Origin of the sequence: Tritonibacter scottomollicae, assembly GCF_003003215.1 — a bacterium.
Taxonomy (GTDB): Bacteria; Pseudomonadota; Alphaproteobacteria; order Rhodobacterales; family Rhodobacteraceae; genus Epibacterium; species Epibacterium scottomollicae.
This window is the reverse complement of record NZ_PVUF01000004.1, coordinates 309,796-327,776: the sequence shown is the minus strand read 5'-3', so window position 1 is coordinate 327,776 and position 17,981 is coordinate 309,796. Positions and strand designations below refer to the sequence as shown.

Below are 17,981 nucleotides of genomic sequence, written 5' to 3'. Positions count from 1 at the left end.
GCCCCTGCCCCCGCTTCCGCCGGTCCACGCGTGCTGATACCAGCGCCGCACACTCACGCGACACACCACTCACATATGACATTCCCGCCTGTTCGGTCACCGGTTCGCCGGTCCGGGCACGGGTGCTGGAGCCGACATGGCCAACTCTCAAACTGCAACCGCAGAAGCCCTCGCCACCGAGAAGAACGCGCTGCCCGACCGTAACCTCTCTCTGATCGGCCTGTTCGGGACACCAAACGACATGCAGGGCATGGTGCGCCTGGCCTCAGGTCGCATCAAAACGGTCAAGACCGGTGAACGGCTGCCGATCGGGCGTATCGTCGGCATTGATGTCGAGGGGCTGTTGATCGAACGCGGCGGCGAAGTCGGACGGTTGCCGATCTTCACCAACTGAGTGCGCATCTCGTCGCAGCGATCCCCCCGCAGATGTCGCGGGGCTTGACCCCGGCGCAACCGCGCAGCATGTAGGCGCCCATGACCGAAAAACTCGCCCTTATCACCGGGGCCTCGCGGGGCCTTGGCGCCGCTCTGGCCGAGGCGCTTGCGCCCACTCATCACATCATTGCCGTCGCCCGGACCACGGGCGCGCTCGAAGAGCTGGACGACCGCATCAAGGCGTCTGGCGGCTCTGCCACCCTTGCGCCGATGGACATCACCGTACCCGAGGCGATGGCGACCCTCTGTCGTGGCATCTTTGATCGCTGGGGCAAGCTGGATCTCTGGCTCCACAGCGCCATTCATGCCGCCCCTCTCAGCCCTGCGCATCACGTCGCGGCCAAGGACTGGAAGAAATCGGTCGACATCAATGCCAGCGCCCCGTCGGTGCTGATCCCCTATATTGCCCCGCTTCTGGGTCAATCCGGTCGCGCCGTGTTCTTTGACGATGCACGCGCGGGCGAAAAGTTCTTTGGCGCATATGGCGCGACCAAGGCGGCTCAGATCGCGCTTGCCCGCAGCTGGCAGGCGGAGACGGCGCGCACCGGCCCCTCCGTGCGCCTGCTGACACCGCCGCCGATGCCAACCGCCCTGCGCGCCCGGTTCTTCCCCGGTGAAGATCGTGATGCGCTGACCTCGCCAACGGAGGCTGCAGCGGAGCTGCTGCCGCAGATCCTCGCGGACTGAGATCACCGGGGGTCGGATTTTCCGGCTCAGAGCACTCAGGGCATGAGGCCGCGCCCCGGCCCCATGCCCTGATCGCGACAAAACGGGCGATTTGGTCACACAGTCCCCTCTCCCCAGCTGAGAATCCGGGCAAAAACCTTGCCCTGCCGCCCCCTGCCGCCTATTCAGGGGCCAGCCCGAAGGGCTGTGCAAGCAGCCCAAAACGGACAAAAACGCCGCAGAAAATACAAAATATACGCAAGGGGTCACAATGCGCATTCTGGTCACCAACGACGACGGCATCAGCGCACCCGGACTGGCCGTGCTGGAAGCGATCGCCGCCGATCTTGCCGGATCTGACGGCGAGGTCTGGACCGTCGCGCCCGCCTTCGAGCAATCCGGCGTTGGCCATTGCATCAGCTACACGCATCCCTCCATCCTGTCGGAACTGGGCCCGCGCCGTTTCGCCGCCGAAGGATCGCCGGCGGACTGCGTATTGGCGGCCCTGCATGTGGTCATGAAGGACCATCGCCCCGATCTGGTGCTGTCGGGCGTGAACCGCGGTAACAACTCCGCCGAAAACGCGCTTTATTCCGGCACCCTCGGCGGAGCCATGGAAGGCGCGTTGCAAGGCGTGCCCGCGATGGCGCTGTCGCAGTATTTCGGCAGTGAGAACCGCGATCTGGACAATCCGTTTGAAGCCGCGCGTCAGCATGGTGCCGAGGTGGTCCGCAAGCTGCTGGCCGCGCAGCCTGCAAACGATCAGCCCTACGGCCTGTTCTACAACATCAACTTCCCCCCGGTTGCCGCCTCCGATGTCAAAGGCACGCGCGTCACCACGCAGGGCTGCCGCGAGGGCAAGCGGTTCTCGGCGCAAGAGCAGTTCTCGCCCAACGGCAAGCGCTTCATCTGGGTCAAGGGCGGTGACCAGCAGGTCACAACCGCACCCGGCACCGATGCGGCGGCAAACCTTGCGGGCTTCATCTCTGTCACACCGATGCGGGCGGATCTTACGGCGCATGACACGCTGGAGGCCCTGAAGGCGATCGAATGAGTGGCCTGGACGCTGAAACCAAGATGCAGTTTCTATTCGCCCTGCGCTCACGCGGGGTGACGGAGTCGACGGTGCTCGAAGCGATGGAAGCGATAGATCGCGGATTGTTCCTGCGCGGCTTCTTTTCCGAACGGGCCTATGAGGACGTGCCACTGCCGATCGCCTGTGGTCAGACTATTTCTCAGCCCTCCGTGGTGGGGCTGATGACCCAGGCCCTGCAGGTCAACGCCCGCGACACCGTGCTCGAAGTCGGTACCGGGTCAGGCTATCAGGCCGCCGTGCTCGCCAAGCTTGCGCGCCGGGTCTATACCGTGGATCGCCATGGCCGGCTGGTGCAGGAGGCGCGGCAGGTGTTCCAGCGGCTCGGGCTTGCCAATATCACCTCGATGGTCGGCGATGGCAGCCATGGCATGCCGGATCAGGCACCCTTTGATCGAATCATCGTGACGGCCGCTGCCGAAGACCCGCCCGGTCCACTTCTGGCGCAATTGAAGGTCGGCGGCATCATGGTCGTGCCGGTTGGGCAATCTGATGCCGTGCAAACGCTCATTCGTGTGCGTAAGATGGAAAATGGGCTGGAATATGATGAATTGCGCCCGGTCCGCTTTGTTCCTCTGCTGGAAGGGCTTGGAAAAGACACCTGAGCTGTCCTATTCCCTCAGCAGCCCCGTTGCGCTGTAGCGGTCTTCCGGACAGGCCCGGGCATGAAAACAGAACGCTGCCGTCCAAGTCTCCGCCAGAACGGGGACACCATTCGAGGAGAGCAAGAGACATGACCCGCCCCAGCAAGGTCTTCCGCCCCAGATCCCTGCGTCCGGCAGCGCTGCTGCCGCTGACATTGGTGGCCGCCGCCTGTACGGCGCCGCTGGATTATGACCTGCGTGGTCAGATCGGCGCGTTCAACACCACCAAGGCCGCACAGACCGCGACCGAGACCCGCCCGGCGCCGGACACCCGCGGCCTGATCACCTACCCCTCCTATCAGGTTGCCGTGGCGCGCAATGGCGACACGGTTGCCGATCTGGCGAGACGTGTTGGCCTTCCCGCAGTGGAAGTGGCACGGTTCAATGGCGTTGAGACAGCCGATCAGCTGCGCCGCGGTGAGGTTCTGGTGATGCCGCGCCGTGCGCCCGAAACTTCGGCACGCGGTGGCAACCGCTCCCCTGGCGGAGTCGATATTGCCTCGCTGGCTGGCAGTGCCATCGACAATGCGCCGGAAAGTTCGCCCAATCCGGGCTCCGTCACCACCACCACGCTGCAGACCACACCGGCCAAACCGGCGCCGACGCGCGTCCAGGGTGGCCCCGAGCCCGTACGCCACAAGGTCACGCGTGGGGAGACCGCCTATACCATCGCCCGCCTCTACCAGATCCCGGTGAAGTCTCTGGCGGAATGGAATGGCCTTGGTAGCGATTTCGCGATCCGCGAAGGGCAGTACCTGCTGATCCCTCTGAAAGATCCAAACGCGCCGGTGCCCGCGGCCGTAGAGACCGAAACCTCCGTCACCGCCCCCGGACAGGGCAGCAGCACGCCGACGCCGCCCAGCGCCACCCAACCGCTGCCCGATGAAAAGGTGAAACCTGCCGCCGAGGCCCGCACGGATCCCAAGCCGACGGTCAAGGTCGAACAGCCGACGCGCGCCTCTCAGGCTGCCATGGCGTACCCGGTGACGGGCAAGATCGTCCGCGCCTATTCGAAGGGCAAAAACGACGGCATCGACATTTCAGCCGCGCCGGGCAGCGCTGTAAAAGCGGCGGAGGCGGGCACCGTTGCCGCCATCACGGAGGATTCAAACAAGGTCCCGATCATCGTGATCCGCCACGACCGCAACCTCCTGTCGGTTTACGCCAATGTTGACAGCATCAAGGTCAAGAAGGGCGACCGCGTCAATCGCGGTCAATCCATCGCCCAGCTCCGTGGCAGCGCAGAAGAGGCCTATGTCCACTTCGAGGTGCGTGACGGTTTCGAAAGCGTCGATCCTCTGCCCTACCTGCAGTAAATCCGCCGCTGACGACAGCAGCCGCGCCGGACCGCAAGGTCCGGCGCCCGGCCCAACGGGAGCCGCGCGCGCAAGCGCGTGGGCGACGGGCGGGAGCGCCCCCGCCTCTCCAACCTATACGACGAACGCGGGCGTCTCGCGTTGGGCATGTCTCACCGATGGGCCAAGCGCTCTGAGACTGGCCGCAACGCGGGGCCTGTGTATGTCGCGACCCGCTCCTTGCCATCAGTAGCCCAGCAGCCGATCGCTGATGGCCAGACCACACTCCCGTAGCGCTCCCGCCCGGTTCCGCCGCCGCTGCCGCGACGACCAAACCCGTTGGGCCAAGCGCCGCAGCCCTGCCGGGCTGCGGCGTGCGCCTGACCGCACGGTCAGCTCACAATCAACGCAGGGTGACGCCGTGCCGTCCGGCCAGATCGGTGAAGAACTGCCATGCCACCCGGCCCGAGCGGGCACCGCGAGTGGCCTGCCATTCGATCGCCTCGGCGCGCAGGGTCTCGGGGTCCACGTCCACGCCATAGGCGGCGCAATAGCCGTCGATCATCGCCAGATAGGAGTCCTGGTTGCAGGGGTGGAAGCCCAGCCACAGACCAAAGCGATCCGACAGCGAGACCTTCTCCTCCACCGCCTCGGACGGGTTGATCGCCGATGACCGCTCGTTCTCGATCATGTCGCGCGGCATCAGGTGGCGGCGGTTGGAGGTGGCGTAGAACACTACATTCTCCGGCCGGCCCTCGATGCCGCCATCCAGCACCGCCTTCAGGCTCTTGTAATGCTGGTCATCATGGCTGAACGACAGGTCGTCACAGTAAAGGATGAACCGATGCGGCGCATCGCGCAGATGGTTCAGCAGCCGCGCCACCGAGGGCAGATCCTCGCGTTGCAGCTCCACCAGCTTGAGATCGCCAAACTCGGACGCCAGCGTGCCGTGGATCGCCTTCACCAGCGAGGATTTCCCCATGCCGCGCGCGCCCCACAGCAGCGCATTGTTGGCCGCGTGCCCGGCGGCGAAGCGGCGGGTGTTCTCAAGCAACGTGTCGCGCGAACGCTCGATCCCCACCAAGAGGTCCAGCTCCACCCGGTTGATCTGCGGTACCGGCTCCAGCCGGTCCGGGCCCACATGCCAGACAAAGCCGGACGCGGCGGCGAAATCCGGGGTGGCCAGTGGCGCCGGCGCCATGCGCTCCAACGCGTCTGCAATGCGGCTCAATGCGTCCTGATCCAAATCCTGTGCCATCTCTGTGGTCCTTCCTTCGCGAGTTGAGCGATGACAAACCATGTTCCGAGCCAAGCGGCAAGGGGCGCGACCTGCAGCCTCAGCAACGCAAAAGCGCGCCCCGTGGGGCGCGCCTTTTTTATCTCAGGGTCGGAGGAGAGCGGCGAGGATCACTCGCCGTCGACCTCATCATCGTAGAAGCCCTCGGCGCGCAATTGCGCCTCGCGTTTGCGTTCCACCCGACGCACCAGGAAGATCGACACCTCATAGAGCCCATACACAACGGTAAACAGGATGATCTGGGTGATCACATCCGGCGGGGTCACCAAGGCGGCCAGCACCAGAATCGCCACCACCGCGTATTTGCGCATCGCGCCGAGACCTTCGGCGCTGACCAGCCCGGCCTTGCCCATCAGGGTCAACAGCACCGGCAGCTGGAAGCACAGGCCAAAGGCCATGATGAATTTCAACGTGATATCAAGGCTCTCGTTGACCTTGCCGAAGAAGGTGATCTTCACCCCTTCGGAGGTCTCAGGCACCACGGCCACATCACCGGGCACATCGCCGCCGGTGGCCTGCGACAGCAGCCCGGCAAAGATAGAGCTGACATCGGCAAACCCGAGGAAGAACTGCATCGCCAGCGGTGTCACCACAAATTGCGCAAAGCTCGCGCCCAGCAGGAACATGAAGGGCGAGGCGATCAGGAACGGCAGAAAGGCGCCCTTTTCGTTCTTGTAGAGCCCCGGCGCCACAAACCGCCACAGCTGATAGCCGATCACCGGGAAGGACAGCGCAAAGCCGAACACCATGGAGATGCGGAACAGCGTGAACAGATACTCCTGCGGCGAGGTATATTGTAGCGTCGGCGAGGGGTCGCCCAGCTCGCGCAGGGTGGCCTCGATGGGCTGCACCAGGAACTGCAGGATCGGCTCTGCCACGATGAACGCGAGTATGATGCCCACTGCAAAGGCCATCACCGCCCGGATCAACCGGGTGCGCAGCTCCGCCAGATGCTCGATCAGCGGCGCTGCGGAATCGTCAAGATCGTCTGTCTGGCTCATGCCTTGGTCTCACTGTCAGACGCCGAGGGCGCGGCGGCGGTATCGGCGGCAGGTGTCAGCGCGGCTTCAGCCTCTTCCGCCTTGGCCATGGCCTCTGCGGCCTCTTTGGCCTTGCGTTCTGCTGCGGCCCGCGCGGTTGCGGCCTGGATCTTCTTGGCGCTCTCGGCCCGCTCGGCGGCCAGTTTGCCGGTCTCGCTGTCGGCGTCGAATTTCGTCGGGTCGATGCTGTCGGTCAGGTCACGGGTGGCCTGTTTGACACTGTCCATCGCCGAGCCCATCGGGTTGGTCGCGGTCTTGAAGCTCTTCTTGATGTCACTGACGCCGCTTTCCTCGGCCGCGTCTTCCATCGCGCGGCTGAATTCACGGGCCATGCCGCGCGCCTTGCCCACAAACCGGCCCACGTTGCGGAACAACATGGGCAGATCCTTGGGCCCGACCACGATCAGGGCCACAACGCCGATGATCAGAAGCTCGGTCCAGCCAAGATCGAACATAGAGGATTATACCTTGTCTTTTTCGGCGTCTGCCGGGGTGACATCCTTGGCATCTTCGGCGGCGTCGTCTTCCAGCTCCTTGGAGCCTTCGCTGATGCCTTTCTTGAAGGAGGTGATGCCCTTGCCGACTTCACCCATCAAGGAGGAAATCTTGCCGCGACCAAAGAGAACCAGAACCACGACGGCGATGAGGAGGATGCCGGGAAGGCCGATATTGTTGAGCATGGGGAGTGCCTTTCGTTTAGCGGGGCGCCGCGCGGAGGTTCGCGGGCGACGCCAGAATACGTTGTCCTGTCCCGAGTGATAGGCCCTGCGCGCTGCGGTGCAAAGCGCGGCATAGGCAATCCGCACCGCCAAACCCGACCTGATCGTATTATTTCGCGTGGCCGATCACCCAACTGACAGGTTTATGTCAGTTGCCCTGCTTTAGGACAGGCGCATTGCAACCGTCAAGACAAGGAAGACGACAGATGAGCAATGCCGTGATCGAAGTGGTAACTTTCAAGCTGAACCCCGGTGTCAGCGATGCCGACTATGTGGCCGCAAGCCAAATGACCGAGAATTTTGTGCGCGGACTGCCGGGGTTTGTGGCGCGCAGCCTCTCAAAAGGCGAGGACGGCAGCTGGATGGACTATGTGATCTGGTCCGACATGACCGCCGCCAGAGAGGCCGCAGCCAAGTTCCCACAAGCAGACTGCACCGCCGACATGATGCGGATGATCGACCCGGCGACAGTGGCGCTGCGGCACGAAACCCGCTTGTGGATGATGGCGGCGGCCTGACACCCTGCCTGAGGCTTTGCCACCTCCCATGGCGTGATCTCATAGCCCGTTCCATTGGCCTGCGACACATTCACTCCATAGGAACGAGCGCGGGCTCTGCTAGCGACAGAGGGGCACGCCGCAGCACAGGCGGCGTGCCCCATCACAGGAGAACCACGGATGACAGGCCATAGAGATCAAAAGGATCAGAGCCGGACCAACCAGATACGCCTGCGCATGTTGCCCGGGCGCTATGCGGTGGCGCAGCTGGCACCGGATGCGCCCCTGCCGGACTGGTTTGACGGGCCGGGCTTTACGGCCATGGCACGGGCTGAGGACGAGCTGACGCTGATCTGTCTGGAGGACCGCGTGCCCGATAATATCACCGCCGAACGGGGCTGGAGTTGCTTGCGCAGCGTCGGCCCCTTTGCCTTTGACGCGGTCGGGATTGTTCGCGATCTGGTCACACCGCTGTCGGACAATGGCATCGGCGTCTTTGTCTGCTGCACCTTCGACGGGGAACATCTGTTGCTGCCATCGGCACAGGAACATCAGGCACGCGCACAGCTTTCGGCCGCCGGTCATGTGTTTGAACCCTAGAAGCCGACATCCGTCACCTCTTGACCGCAGGCGGGGCTGCGGGCGATGCAGGGGAACTCATCGGAGAGCCTGACCACCCATGCGCCGCACAGACCGCCTGTTCGAACTGATCCAGATCCTGCGCGATGGCAAGCTGCACCGCGCGCAGGACATGGCCGCGCGGCTCGAGGTCTCCACCCGCACCATCTATCGCGACATGGATACGCTGGTGGCCTCGGGCGTGCCGGTGGAGGGCGAGCGCGGCGTCGGCTACATGGTGCGCGAGGCGATCACCCTGCCCCCGCTGACCCTGACCCCGGCAGAGCTGGAGGCGCTGAACCTCGGCATGGCGATCGTTGCCGAAGCCGCCGATGCGGAGCTAAAGGCCGCCGCCGAGAGCCTCGCCGCCAAGGTCGATGCAGTGCTGCCCGTCGAGACCGTGGCCGAGGCCGATGCGTGGAAATTTGCGGTCTATCCTTTTGCCGATGTGGCGCGGGGCTTTGCCCAGATGCCGACCCTGCGCGCCGCGATCAAGGCGCGCCAGAAACTGGCGCTGCGCTATCGCCGCATCGACGGCACCCTGACCGAGCGGGTGATCCGCCCCCTGCATATGGAATACTGGGGCCGGGTCTGGACCCTCACCGCCTGGTGCGAGACGCGTGGCGATTTCCGGGTGTTCCGGGTTGATCTGATCGAGGCCGCCGAGGCATTGCCCGAATTGTTCGTGGATGAGCCAGGCAAGCGGCTGCAGGACTACTCCCCCTACGAGACGGGACCGGAGGGCGCATAACCCGCGCCGTTGGCCTCTCCCCGGATCGTTTATGCTGGCGAGACCCTACCCAAGTTCGAAACTGGTCACGCCGTAGATCATGTCTTGCGCCACTTCCGGGGCCTTGCCCCGATACATCCGCGCGGTCTCGAACACCGGCTCCAGCCCCAGATCGCGGGCCAGCGCCATTGCCGAGCTATTGGGCTCCGGCACGTCCAGAAAGACCTCTTCGTCTTCGGGCCAGTCCTTCAACAGGCCCGCCAGCACAGACAGGGCTGCCGCGCGGGAGGTGGCCACCAGCGGGCCGATCTTGGCACCACTCCGGCAGCGCCGCAGAGTGCCGAACCCCTGCATTTCTCCGTCGGAATGCACCGCAATGCTGACATGACCCGGCGCGGTGAACCACGCCTTCCAGAACTCAGGCCGTCGCGCCGGGAAGACACGCGCATCCAGCGCAGTGACCTCTGCCGAGGGCGTATCAAGCCAGGTCAGCGTATAGGCGTCCGACACTTTCAGCCGTCCGCGCGGCACGCCGCCAAAGCGGATGTTGCGCCACGCAAAGGCAAAGCCGGAGCGGCGGTAGTTCTCCTGCTGGTCCACCACCCCATCAAGCCCCACCGTGCGATTGCCCGCATGTTCCAGCGCCTTTGTCCACAGCGCACGGCCATAGCCCTGACCGCGATACTCCGGCGCAACGATGTAGAAGCCAAGAAACGCAAAGGCATCGCCATAGGTCACGACAGAAATGCAGGCGATCATCTCGCCGGCAAGGAAGCCGCCCCAAAAGCCCTGCGGGTCCTGCGCCGCGAAACAGCCTGCGTCCTGCAGTCCGGGGTTCCAGCCTTCGCCCGCGGCCCAGGCCACAGCGGTGTCGATTTCATCCCGTGTCAGGGGGCGGATCTCATAGTTCTCTAGCATCGCGACCTCCGTCATTTTCGAGGTCACCATGACGGAGGAAGATCACCGTGGAAAGACGAAACACCGATCACGCGGCACGGTCAGCCACATCGCGCGTCCCTCCGCCGGCAAGAAGACATTGGGCACCGTCGCCTTCAGCACCGAGCCGTCAAAGTCCATGCGGAACTCCACCAGGCTCTCGTTGCCGAGAAAGCGCGCGCGCTGGACTACGCCACGGGCGGGTACGCCCTCCTTGTTGGTGGCTTCCGGACCGCGGCCATTGCGGTCGAAATCAATGCGGATGTGCTGTGGGCGAAAGACGATTTCAACATCCGTCCCATCCGGCACGCCGGGGGCGAGAAACTGGCCAAAGGCGGTTTCCGCCAGCGCACCGTTGACCTGCGCTGGTAGAATGTTGACGTCGGAGAAGAACGCCACCGCCGCCTTGTCCACCGGGCGGGTGTAGACGTTGTAGGGGGCGCCCTGCTGCACGATGCGCCCGTCGCGCATCAACGCGATCTCATCCGCCATGCGCATGGCTTCTTCGGGTTCATGGGTGACCAGCAGGACAGCGGTGTCCTCTTCTTTCAACAGGCTCAGCGTCTCGTCACGGATGCCATCGCGCAGGCGGTTGTCGAGGCCGGAGAACGGCTCATCCATCAGCATGATCTTGGGGCTGGGTGCCAAGGCGCGTGCCAAGGCCACCCGCTGTTGCTCACCGCCCGAGAGCTGATGCGGATAATCGTCGATGTATTGCGCCAGCGCCACCCGGTCCAGAAGCTCGCGCGCCCGTGCACGTTTCTGCTCCTTGGGTCCTTTCAGGCCAAAGGCCACGTTGTCACCGACGCTGAGGTGCGGAAACAGGGCAAAGTCCTGAAACATCAGGCCGATCTCGCGCCGCTCCGGCGGCACCCGGAACACTGTGTCGCAGATCAGCTTACCATCGACATAGATCTCGCCCTCGTCCTGCATCTCCACCCCGGCGACCATGCGCAGGGTGGTGGATTTGCCGCAGCCGGAAGGGCCGAGCAGACAGGTCACCTGCCCCGGAAGCACCCGCAGCGAGACGTCATCCACCACCGCGCGCCCCTCGAAGAAGCGGCGGATGTTGCGGATCTCCAGCCGGGGCGTCACCTCATGGCCGTCGGCCTGAGCGGGCGGCAGCGCGGATTGGGTCATCTGCTGGGGCATTGCGGGGCCTTTATTCCTGTGTCCCGTGACAACATCGGGCGTCGGGCGCTGATATCAAGGCGGCTTGCCTCAGGCAAGGAGCTCCACCTCGCCCTCGGCGCGCGGCACCCCATTGACCATCAGCGTCACCTGATGCGCGCCGGGAAGCAGGGTGAAGGTGGAGGCCTGCGCCTTCAGCGGATGTGATTTCTGCAGGCTGAGGCCGCCCGCGCCAAGTCTGCCGGTCTTCCACTTGAAGACCTTGGTTGAGGTCTTGCCACCGGCGCGCTGAAAGGTCAGCGCATAGTCCACAAGCACCCGTGCCCCTTGCGCGCCCTGCAGGTCAGCCCCCAGCGTGAGCTTGTCACCGATGCGCACGCTGGCGGGCAGTTGCAACCGCGCGGTTAGCTCCAGATCCGGGTCATAGCCCAACAGTCGCAAGGCCCGTGGATCGCCCGCCTTCACCAACCCGCGCAGCGCGTGCGAGGTGATCCAGTCCAGCTCTTTCTGCGCCTGCATCCCCTGCCCTTGCCAATCGGTCAGCCGGTCGATGACGATCTGCGGGTCCTTTTTGGCGATGTCGTTGAGGTGATTGGCCACGGAACGTGTGACAAAACGTGTCGGGTCGCCGTGCAGCCGATCAAGGATCGGCAGCGGCGCCGCCAGCGGCAGGTTCACCGCCAGCCCCCAGGGCAGACGCGGCCGGGTGCCCTCACTGGCGAGACGGCGGACGTGATAGCTGTCGTGCGCGGCCCATTTGGTGACGCGGGCCAGCACTGGTTCCGGCCAGCGTTTCAACAGCGGGCGAATGGCATATTCCATCGAGAATCGCTGCGTGATCGCCTCCAGCAGGTCGAGCGCCAGGGGCAAATCCGCCTCCTCCTCGGTCAGGGCCGCCACCCATTCGCCGATCGGGGCAAAGATGAAGTCACCAAAATCATCATCTCGCAGGTTCGGGTCCAGCGGCGGTGGCAACGCCGCCACAATCACCGGCGCCACCTGCGTCAGCCCGCCCGGCACATGGGCCGAGAGCTGCGCGGCGAGCCAGTTGATCCGCTCCTTGAGTTCCAGATCCAGCAACCGGGCCATCACGGCACTCTCGAAACCGGCCGCATCGAACGCCGGGTCGGCGGCGGAAAAAAGCCCCGCCAGATAGCGGGTCTTTTCCAGATTAAACAGCTGATCCTTCAGCGAAAACGCCTCGGCCATGCGATCAGATCGTCATGTTGGTGGCGCCGCCATCCAACAGGATGTTCTGGCCAACAATGAAACCTGCATGCTGCGAGCAGAGGAAGGCGCAGGCGGCACCGAACTCCTGCCGGGTGCCATAGCGGCCCGTGGGAATGCTGGCCGCGCGCTGCGCCTGCGCCTCCTCCATGGAGATGCCCTTGGCCTCGGCCACGCCGGTGTCGAGAGATACCGCGCGGTCGGTGGCGTGGATACCGGGCAGCAGGTTGTTGATGGTCACGCCTTTCGCGGCAACCTGGCGCGACGTGCCCGCCACATAGCCGGTGAGGCCGGTGCGCGCCGCATTCGACAGGCCCAGAGCCGGGATCGGCGCCTTGACCGATTGCGAGGTGATATTGACCACACGGCCCCAGCCCGCTTCGATCATCGTCGGCATCAGCGCCTTCATCAGCGCGATGGGGCTGAGCATATTGGCATCAAGAGCGCGGATGAAGTCGTCACGCTCCCAATCGCTCCAGACACCCGGCGGCGGGCCGCCCGCATTGGTCACCAGGATATCGACACCAGCGGCACGGTCGATCAACTCGGCGCGATCATCAGCATTGCTCACGTCGCCTGCCTGGGTCTCCACCTTGACGCCGTAGCGGTCACGGATGTGCTGGGCCGATGCCTCCAGCGCCTCCGTGCCGCGCGCGTTCATCACCAGATCGACACCTGCCTCGGCCAATGCTTCTGCACAGCCCAGACCTAACCCTTTGCTCGATGCGCATACCAATGCGCGCTTTCCGTGAATGCCGAGATCCATGACAGTCTTCTCCAGTATTGCAGCGAATTGCCGGGACACTGCCAGTCGGAGCGCCCCATTGCCAGACGACAACGGCGTCAGGAACGCGTTTTTTTCTCATAGCTGCCCGCCTCTCGCCCAAGTGTGAACCTAGTGTTCACTCAAACAAGCGCAGAGTGAGGCCGCACCAAAGTGCAATCCGCGTAACGGAGCAAACCTAAAGAGGGGGTTCGACGTGAACCGCGACGCCATCTCGATACAGTCCCTACCGGCCTATCAAGCCGAGCAGTTCTGCGTGGACATCGGAGCAAACGCCGGTGATCCGATCAGCGTGCTTGATGAACTGGTCATGGATGACATCTATGAGCTGGGGGCCGGCGCCACGACAGATCGACTTGAGCTCGCAGCGCATGTGGATGGCGGCTTTTCAGTACATGAGCACTCTGCGCTTGGCACGCCCGATGCGGCATTGTTCCTCGATTGTGTCGTGACACTGATGCCGGATCGTGGTGCTGCAACAGATGCGCTCATTCTGGTCGAGGTCGACAACGAAGGGCTGATTTCGCAGATTTATCTGGTACCGCAGGCCCCGCTCATGCCCTGCACGGGTTATCGTCTCGTCAATGCAAGCCGACACAATGTGCGGCAACGTCTGGCGCAAATGACCTGCGTCGCCTTCACTCGTGGCACCCGGATCAGCATGAGCACCGGAGAACAGCGCCTGATCGAAGAGCTGACCCCCGGAGACCAAATCCTGACACGAGACAGCGGCGCGCAGACCATCACCTGGATTGGACGCACAACGGTTCGGGCTGTGGGCGAAATGGCTCCGATCCTGATCCGCAAGGGCGCGCTGAACAATGCGCGCGACCTGATCGTCAGCCCGGATCACCGTCTGATGGTCTATCAACGGTCAGATCAACTTGGGACAGGCCGCGCGGAACTCTTGCTGCGCGCGCGGGATCTGGTCAATGGCGAGACGGTCGTAGTGCAGGATGGCGGATATGTCGACTATTTCCAGATCCTCTTTGATCGCCACTATATCATCTATGCCGAGGGAATCGCAGCGGAATCCCTGTTTGTGGACGCCGTGACAAAGCCGGTGCTGCCGGAGGATGTGCGGCAGCGACACGTTCGGCTGTCCAGGCCTCACGCATCGCGCGCGAACTACGGTCTGGACGTCAAACGCGAAATGCTAACCCGGCCGGATGCCGTGGCCTTGCTGAGACGCGCCTCGCAGCGTTGAGTCAGGTACAGGGCTGAGGCAGAAGCGGGCGCGCGCAGCCCGACAATTTCAGCCGGTGCCGCGCGTCTGAGAACGGGCAAACCCTGCCCCTTCACTCATGCCAGCCATAAACGCATCCGCCACGGTTGGTGCGGTGGCAGTATGTCCGTTCGGGTGCGCCACGTGCGGAGACCCGGATTGCGCTGTTTCAGGCGGATAGTGCGCCTCGTCACCGACAGCGGCTTTGAGCAGAAGAAAGACGCCCGAAAAGCCGAACCACAGGCAGGCGAGGATCAGCCCGGCGATGGCATGCGTCTGGCCGGAGTCTAGGAGCGCAGAGTAGAGAGCGGCGGAGGCAAAGCCCGCGCCCACGGCCGCGCTGATCGCACACAAGGTTGCAAACAGAACCCGGCGCGCACCGCGCCGGGCCTTGGTTCTAAGAAGCCTCAACATCAGATCAGCGACGGTTGCTCAGGTAACCCAGCGCAAACCCAAGCCCCGCGGCGACGGCGGTGGCCGCAAGCGGCTGGGCACGCACGGCGTCTTCGGCCTGACGCGTCATCTGGGCAGCACCGTCAGACATCGCTTGCGTCTGCTCACGGACTGTATCCTGCGCCGCATCGCGGGCCTTGCCTGCGCGATCCTTGGCAAGATCGGACACTGAACGCGTAAGTGCGGAGACGTCCGAACGCAGGACTTCCATCTGAGCTGCAATATCATCGGTCGAGGGGGCGGTCTGGTCCTTGGGCATGAGGATGCTCCTTTCTCGTTTTATTCCGTGTTCGAGCAGACAACGTGCGCACACTGGATTTGTTCCGACAAATTACGCAGGCTGCGCATAATCCTCCGGGTCAGTGGCTTAATCACCGCGCGCTTTCAGGACGGCCGAACACCGCTTTTCCTTGCCTCGCTCCAGCTTTGTGGCTAAGGCCAGCCCCATGTTGGACACCGCTCAAAACCGCCCAGACCTGCCGCCGGAAATCGCGCGGCGCCGCACCTTTGCGATCATTTCGCACCCGGATGCGGGCAAGACCACGCTGACCGAGAAGTTTCTCCTTTATGGTGGCGCCATCCAGATGGCCGGTCAGGTGCGCGCCAAGGGCGAGGCCCGGCGCACGCGGTCCGACTTCATGCAGATGGAAAAGGACCGCGGCATCTCCGTCTCGGCCTCGGCGATGTCGTTTGATTACGGCAACTTCCGCTACAATCTTGTCGACACCCCCGGCCACTCGGATTTCTCCGAGGACACCTATCGCACGCTCACAGCGGTGGATGCGGCGGTGATGGTGATCGACGGCGCCAAGGGTGTGGAAAGCCAGACACAGAAGCTGTTCGAGGTCTGCCGCCTGCGCGACCTGCCGATCCTGACCTTCTGTAACAAGATGGACCGCGAGAGCCGCGACACCTTTGAAATCATCGACGAGATTCAGGAAAACCTCGCCATTGACGTCACCCCGGCCAGCTGGCCGATCGGCGTCGGGCGCGATTTCGTCGGCTGCTATGATCTTCTGCGCGACCGTCTGGAGCTGATGGACCGCGCTGACCGCAACAAGGTCGGCGAGAGCATCTCCATCAACGGTCTGGACGACCCGAAACTGGCCGAGCATGTGCCCGCACATCTTCTGGAAAAACTGCTGGAAGAGGTCGAAATGGCGCGTGAGCTGATGCCGGCGCTGGACCCGCAGGCGGTGCTCGAAGGGCATATGACCCCGATCTGGTTCGGCTCCGCGATCAACTCCTTTGGAGTGCGCGAACTGATGGACGGCATCGGCGCCTATGGGCCCGAGCCGCAGATCCAGTCCGCCGAGCCGCGCAAGATCGCGCCGGAGGAAAAGAAGGTCGCGGGCTTTGTCTTCAAGGTGCAGGCCAACATGGACCCCAAGCACCGCGACCGGGTGGCCTTCGTGCGCCTCGCCTCGGGGCATTTCAAACGCGGCATGAAGCTGACCCATGTGCGCAGCAAGAAGCCGATGGCGATCTCCAACCCGGTGCTGTTCCTCGCCTCCGACCGCGAACTGGCAGAAGAGGCCTGGGGCGGCGACATCATCGGCATCCCGAACCACGGCCAGCTGCGCATCGGCGACACGCTGACCGAGGGAGAGGCCCTGCGGGTGACCGGCATCCCCTCCTTCGCGCCGGAGCTTTTGCAGGGCGTCCGCGCGGGCGATCCGATGAAGGCCAAGCACCTGGAAAAGGCGCTGATGCAGTTTGCGGAGGAAGGCGCTGCCAAAGTGTTCAAACCCTCGATCGGGTCCGGCTTCATCGTCGGCGTTGTTGGCCAGCTGCAATTCGAAGTGCTCGCCAGCCGAATTGAGATGGAATACGGCCTGCCGGTGCGTTTCGAGGCCAGCCAGTTCACCTCGGCCCGCTGGGTGCATGGCGACAAGGCGGCGGTGGAGAAATTCGCCACTGCCAACAAGCAGCACATCGCCCACGACAATGACGGCGACGTCGTCTACATGACGCGGCTGCAATGGGACATCGACCGGGTGGAGCGGGACTATCCCGACTTGAAACTCTCCTCAACCAAGGAAATGATGGTTTGAGACCTCGGGCGCCCCTCACCGGGCGCCCGTTTTGGTTGGAAAAGGCAATAACACAGGCGCAGGCACATGCAGGATCCATCCGTGACCGCAAAATGGGGCCTCGTCGCCACGCTCAAGGCTGAGGCCCCCGCGATACTGGACTTTTGCGCCTGGCATCTGGAACAGGGCGCACATCGGCTGTTTCTCTACCTGGATGCCCCCTGCCCCGAAGTGCTGCCGCATCTGAAGGCCCACCCCAAGATCCGGGTAATCGAGACGGATGCCGCCCATTGGCAAAAACGCCGAGGCCGGGTGCCGCAGAAACATCAGGTCCGCCAGAGCCTCAACGCCACCCGCGCCTATCGCCGGCAAGCGGGCGACTTGGACTGGCTGATCCATATTGATGTGGACGAGTTTCTCTGGTCGCAAACCCCAATCCAATCACAACTTGGGGCGCTGCCGCCGGACGTGCTCTGCGCCCGTGTGCGGCCACTGGAATCATTGGCGGGGGGCCGGGACGTCTTCAAGGCGCGCATCCCCCAATCCCCCGAGCAGGACACGGTGGCAGCGCGGCTCTATCCGCAATTCGGGCTCTACCTGAGGGGGGGATTCATCAGCCATGTGCAGGGAAAGCTGTTTGTCCGGACCGGCCTCGACGACGTCGACCTACGCATCCACAATGTCTATGTGGACGCGCAGGAAAACCCCGCCCCGACAGAGCTGGCGGACGTCGATCTCTGCCATCTGCATGCCACGGATTGGACCCACTGGCTCCAACACTATCGCTATCGGCTGCAAAAGGGCTCCTACAGGTCGGAGCTGCGCCCCTCCGGCGCCCGCGCCGCGGCTGGCGTCACCCTGCATCAGCTTCTGTCGCAGATCGAATCAGATCGGGGAGCGGCCGGCCTGCGCGCTTTCTTCGACGAGATCTGCGCCGACAGTCCGGATTTGCGCGCCAAATTGGACGCAGAAGGGCTGTTGCGGCGGCGTGACCTGCCGTTGACACAGCTCCGCCGGAAACATTTCACACGATTTAGCTGAAATGTTCCCGAAATACTGCAAATCCCTCGGGCCATTCACAGATCTGCGCCGCGGTATCGCGATCATTTGACCGTATCTCGCAATTTTGCTATGTGCCCTGCATCCGGGGACTCCTGC

General features: G+C 63.8%; 21 protein-coding genes. 11 read left to right on the top strand and 10 right to left on the bottom strand.

The window, feature by feature from the left end; genetic code table 11:
- Nucleotides 1-136: 136 nt before the first annotated feature.
- The 5 genes from CLV89_RS09510 (at nt 137) to CLV89_RS09490 (ending at nt 4,154) form a co-directional block, all read left to right on the top strand.
- The gene (locus CLV89_RS09510) at nt 137-394 is read left to right on the top strand and encodes a hypothetical protein (RefSeq protein ID WP_106163413.1); all 258 of its coding nucleotides are present in this window, start codon (nt 137-139) and stop codon (nt 392-394) included.
- A gap of 80 nt (nt 395-474) precedes the next feature.
- Nucleotides 475-1,122, top strand: a complete 648-nt coding sequence (locus tag CLV89_RS09505) for an SDR family NAD(P)-dependent oxidoreductase (protein ID WP_106163412.1) — start codon at nt 475-477, stop codon at nt 1,120-1,122.
- 250 nt (nt 1,123-1,372) lie between these two features.
- The gene (gene surE, locus CLV89_RS09500) at nt 1,373-2,155 is read left to right on the top strand and encodes a 5'/3'-nucleotidase SurE (RefSeq protein ID WP_106163411.1); all 783 of its coding nucleotides are present in this window, start codon (nt 1,373-1,375) and stop codon (nt 2,153-2,155) included.
- Nucleotides 2,152-2,799, top strand: coding sequence for a protein-L-isoaspartate(D-aspartate) O-methyltransferase (locus CLV89_RS09495; protein ID WP_106163410.1), 648 nt, complete (start codon nt 2,152-2,154; stop codon nt 2,797-2,799). Before surE ends, CLV89_RS09495 begins: the two co-directional genes overlap by 4 nt.
- 128 nt (nt 2,800-2,927) lie before the next feature.
- The gene (locus tag CLV89_RS09490; protein WP_106163409.1) at nt 2,928-4,154 is read left to right on the top strand and encodes a M23 family metallopeptidase; all 1,227 of its coding nucleotides are present in this window, start codon (nt 2,928-2,930) and stop codon (nt 4,152-4,154) included.
- 382 nt (nt 4,155-4,536) lie between these two features.
- Here the strand turns inward: CLV89_RS09490 and CLV89_RS09485 are convergent, their stop codons facing one another.
- From CLV89_RS09485 to CLV89_RS09470, 4 genes are all read right to left on the bottom strand, one after another.
- The gene (locus CLV89_RS09485; protein ID WP_423837295.1) at nt 4,537-5,391 is read right to left on the bottom strand and encodes an ATP-binding protein; all 855 of its coding nucleotides are present in this window, start codon (nt 5,389-5,391) and stop codon (nt 4,537-4,539) included.
- Nucleotides 5,392-5,540: 149 nt separating this feature from the next.
- Entirely contained in the window at nt 5,541-6,431 is an 891-nt protein-coding gene (gene tatC, locus CLV89_RS09480) for a twin-arginine translocase subunit TatC (protein WP_106163408.1), read from the bottom strand.
- Nucleotides 6,428-6,925 carry a Sec-independent protein translocase protein TatB gene (gene tatB, locus CLV89_RS09475; protein WP_106163407.1) on the bottom strand — a complete coding sequence of 166 codons (498 nt, stop codon included), beginning with the start codon at nt 6,923-6,925 and terminating at the stop codon, nt 6,428-6,430. The genes tatC and tatB overlap by 4 nt, the downstream gene beginning before the upstream one ends.
- Nucleotides 6,926-6,931: 6 nt before the next feature.
- On the bottom strand, nt 6,932-7,150 hold the full coding sequence (locus tag CLV89_RS09470) for a twin-arginine translocase TatA/TatE family subunit (RefSeq protein WP_106163406.1): 219 nt from the start codon (nt 7,148-7,150) through the stop codon (nt 6,932-6,934).
- Between the two features lie 245 nt (nt 7,151-7,395).
- Between CLV89_RS09470 and CLV89_RS09465 the strand changes: the two genes are divergently transcribed.
- The 3 genes from CLV89_RS09465 (at nt 7,396) to CLV89_RS09455 (ending at nt 9,055) form a co-directional block, all read left to right on the top strand.
- Entirely contained in the window at nt 7,396-7,707 is a 312-nt protein-coding gene (locus CLV89_RS09465) for a hypothetical protein (RefSeq protein WP_106163405.1), read from the top strand.
- Nucleotides 7,708-7,866: 159 nt separating this feature from the next.
- Nucleotides 7,867-8,286, top strand: coding sequence for an ACT domain-containing protein (locus CLV89_RS09460; protein ID WP_106163404.1), 420 nt, complete (start codon nt 7,867-7,869; stop codon nt 8,284-8,286).
- Nucleotides 8,287-8,365: 79 nt separating this feature from the next.
- Complete coding sequence (locus CLV89_RS09455; RefSeq protein ID WP_106163403.1) at nt 8,366-9,055, top strand: helix-turn-helix transcriptional regulator; 690 nt, start codon at nt 8,366-8,368, stop codon at nt 9,053-9,055.
- Nucleotides 9,056-9,100: 45 nt separating this feature from the next.
- Here CLV89_RS09455 and CLV89_RS09450 read toward each other — a convergent pair whose 3' ends face one another.
- The 4 genes from CLV89_RS09450 to CLV89_RS09435 form a co-directional block, all read right to left on the bottom strand.
- A complete protein-coding gene (locus tag CLV89_RS09450; RefSeq protein ID WP_106163482.1) occupies nt 9,101-9,952 on the bottom strand; it encodes a GNAT family N-acetyltransferase in 852 nt (283 codons plus the stop codon).
- A gap of 42 nt (nt 9,953-9,994) precedes the next feature.
- The gene (locus CLV89_RS09445) at nt 9,995-11,110 is read right to left on the bottom strand and encodes an ABC transporter ATP-binding protein (RefSeq protein ID WP_106163481.1); all 1,116 of its coding nucleotides are present in this window, start codon (nt 11,108-11,110) and stop codon (nt 9,995-9,997) included.
- Nucleotides 11,111-11,191: 81 nt separating this feature from the next.
- Nucleotides 11,192-12,310, bottom strand: a complete 1,119-nt coding sequence (locus tag CLV89_RS09440) for a hypothetical protein (protein WP_106163402.1) — start codon at nt 12,308-12,310, stop codon at nt 11,192-11,194.
- 4 nt (nt 12,311-12,314) lie between these two features.
- Nucleotides 12,315-13,094, bottom strand: a complete 780-nt coding sequence (locus CLV89_RS09435; RefSeq protein ID WP_106163401.1) for an SDR family oxidoreductase — start codon at nt 13,092-13,094, stop codon at nt 12,315-12,317.
- A 214-nt stretch (nt 13,095-13,308) separates the two neighbouring features.
- Here CLV89_RS09435 and CLV89_RS09430 point away from each other — a divergent pair, with 214 nt between their 5' ends.
- Nucleotides 13,309-14,319, top strand: coding sequence for a Hint domain-containing protein (locus CLV89_RS09430; RefSeq protein WP_106163400.1), 1,011 nt, complete (start codon nt 13,309-13,311; stop codon nt 14,317-14,319).
- Nucleotides 14,320-14,367: 48 nt separating this feature from the next.
- Here CLV89_RS09430 and CLV89_RS09425 read toward each other — a convergent pair whose 3' ends face one another.
- On the bottom strand, nt 14,368-14,751 hold the full coding sequence (locus tag CLV89_RS09425) for a hypothetical protein (protein WP_106163399.1): 384 nt from the start codon (nt 14,749-14,751) through the stop codon (nt 14,368-14,370).
- 4 nt (nt 14,752-14,755) lie between these two features.
- A complete protein-coding gene (locus CLV89_RS09420) occupies nt 14,756-15,049 on the bottom strand; it encodes an ElaB/YgaM/YqjD family protein (protein WP_106163398.1) in 294 nt (97 codons plus the stop codon).
- Nucleotides 15,050-15,236: 187 nt separating this feature from the next.
- Here CLV89_RS09420 and CLV89_RS09415 point away from each other — a divergent pair, with 187 nt between their 5' ends.
- Together CLV89_RS09415 and CLV89_RS09410 are read left to right on the top strand one after the other, a co-directional pair.
- Nucleotides 15,237-16,844: a peptide chain release factor 3 gene (locus CLV89_RS09415; protein ID WP_106163397.1), complete on the top strand. Its 1,608-nt coding sequence runs from the start codon at nt 15,237-15,239 to the stop codon at nt 16,842-16,844.
- A 66-nt stretch (nt 16,845-16,910) separates the two neighbouring features.
- Nucleotides 16,911-17,864 carry a glycosyltransferase family 2 protein gene (locus CLV89_RS09410; RefSeq protein WP_106163396.1) on the top strand — a complete coding sequence of 318 codons (954 nt, stop codon included), beginning with the start codon at nt 16,911-16,913 and terminating at the stop codon, nt 17,862-17,864.
- Nucleotides 17,865-17,981: the final 117 nt, after the last annotated feature.

Coding starts and splice junctions, on each gene's coding strand:
- CLV89_RS09510 (WP_106163413.1), top strand. CDS start 137: ATGGCCAACTCTCAAACTGCAACCGCAGAAGCCCTCGCCACCGAGAAG.
- CLV89_RS09505 (WP_106163412.1), top strand. CDS start 475: ATGACCGAAAAACTCGCCCTTATCACCGGGGCCTCGCGGGGCCTTGGC.
- surE (WP_106163411.1), top strand. CDS start 1,373: ATGCGCATTCTGGTCACCAACGACGACGGCATCAGCGCACCCGGACTG.
- CLV89_RS09495 (WP_106163410.1), top strand. CDS start 2,152: ATGAGTGGCCTGGACGCTGAAACCAAGATGCAGTTTCTATTCGCCCTG.
- CLV89_RS09490 (WP_106163409.1), top strand. CDS start 2,928: ATGACCCGCCCCAGCAAGGTCTTCCGCCCCAGATCCCTGCGTCCGGCA.
- CLV89_RS09485 (WP_423837295.1), bottom strand. CDS start 5,391: ATGGCACAGGATTTGGATCAGGACGCATTGAGCCGCATTGCAGACGCG.
- tatC (WP_106163408.1), bottom strand. CDS start 6,431: ATGAGCCAGACAGACGATCTTGACGATTCCGCAGCGCCGCTGATCGAG.
- tatB (WP_106163407.1), bottom strand. CDS start 6,925: ATGTTCGATCTTGGCTGGACCGAGCTTCTGATCATCGGCGTTGTGGCC.
- CLV89_RS09470 (WP_106163406.1), bottom strand. CDS start 7,150: ATGCTCAACAATATCGGCCTTCCCGGCATCCTCCTCATCGCCGTCGTG.
- CLV89_RS09465 (WP_106163405.1), top strand. CDS start 7,396: ATGAGCAATGCCGTGATCGAAGTGGTAACTTTCAAGCTGAACCCCGGT.
- CLV89_RS09460 (WP_106163404.1), top strand. CDS start 7,867: ATGACAGGCCATAGAGATCAAAAGGATCAGAGCCGGACCAACCAGATA.
- CLV89_RS09455 (WP_106163403.1), top strand. CDS start 8,366: ATGCGCCGCACAGACCGCCTGTTCGAACTGATCCAGATCCTGCGCGAT.
- CLV89_RS09450 (WP_106163482.1), bottom strand. CDS start 9,952: ATGCTAGAGAACTATGAGATCCGCCCCCTGACACGGGATGAAATCGAC.
- CLV89_RS09445 (WP_106163481.1), bottom strand. CDS start 11,110: ATGACCCAATCCGCGCTGCCGCCCGCTCAGGCCGACGGCCATGAGGTG.
- CLV89_RS09440 (WP_106163402.1), bottom strand. CDS start 12,310: ATGGCCGAGGCGTTTTCGCTGAAGGATCAGCTGTTTAATCTGGAAAAG.
- CLV89_RS09435 (WP_106163401.1), bottom strand. CDS start 13,094: ATGGATCTCGGCATTCACGGAAAGCGCGCATTGGTATGCGCATCGAGC.
- CLV89_RS09425 (WP_106163399.1), bottom strand. CDS start 14,751: ATGTTGAGGCTTCTTAGAACCAAGGCCCGGCGCGGTGCGCGCCGGGTT.
- CLV89_RS09420 (WP_106163398.1), bottom strand. CDS start 15,049: ATGCCCAAGGACCAGACCGCCCCCTCGACCGATGATATTGCAGCTCAG.
- CLV89_RS09415 (WP_106163397.1), top strand. CDS start 15,237: ATGTTGGACACCGCTCAAAACCGCCCAGACCTGCCGCCGGAAATCGCG.
- CLV89_RS09410 (WP_106163396.1), top strand. CDS start 16,911: ATGCAGGATCCATCCGTGACCGCAAAATGGGGCCTCGTCGCCACGCTC.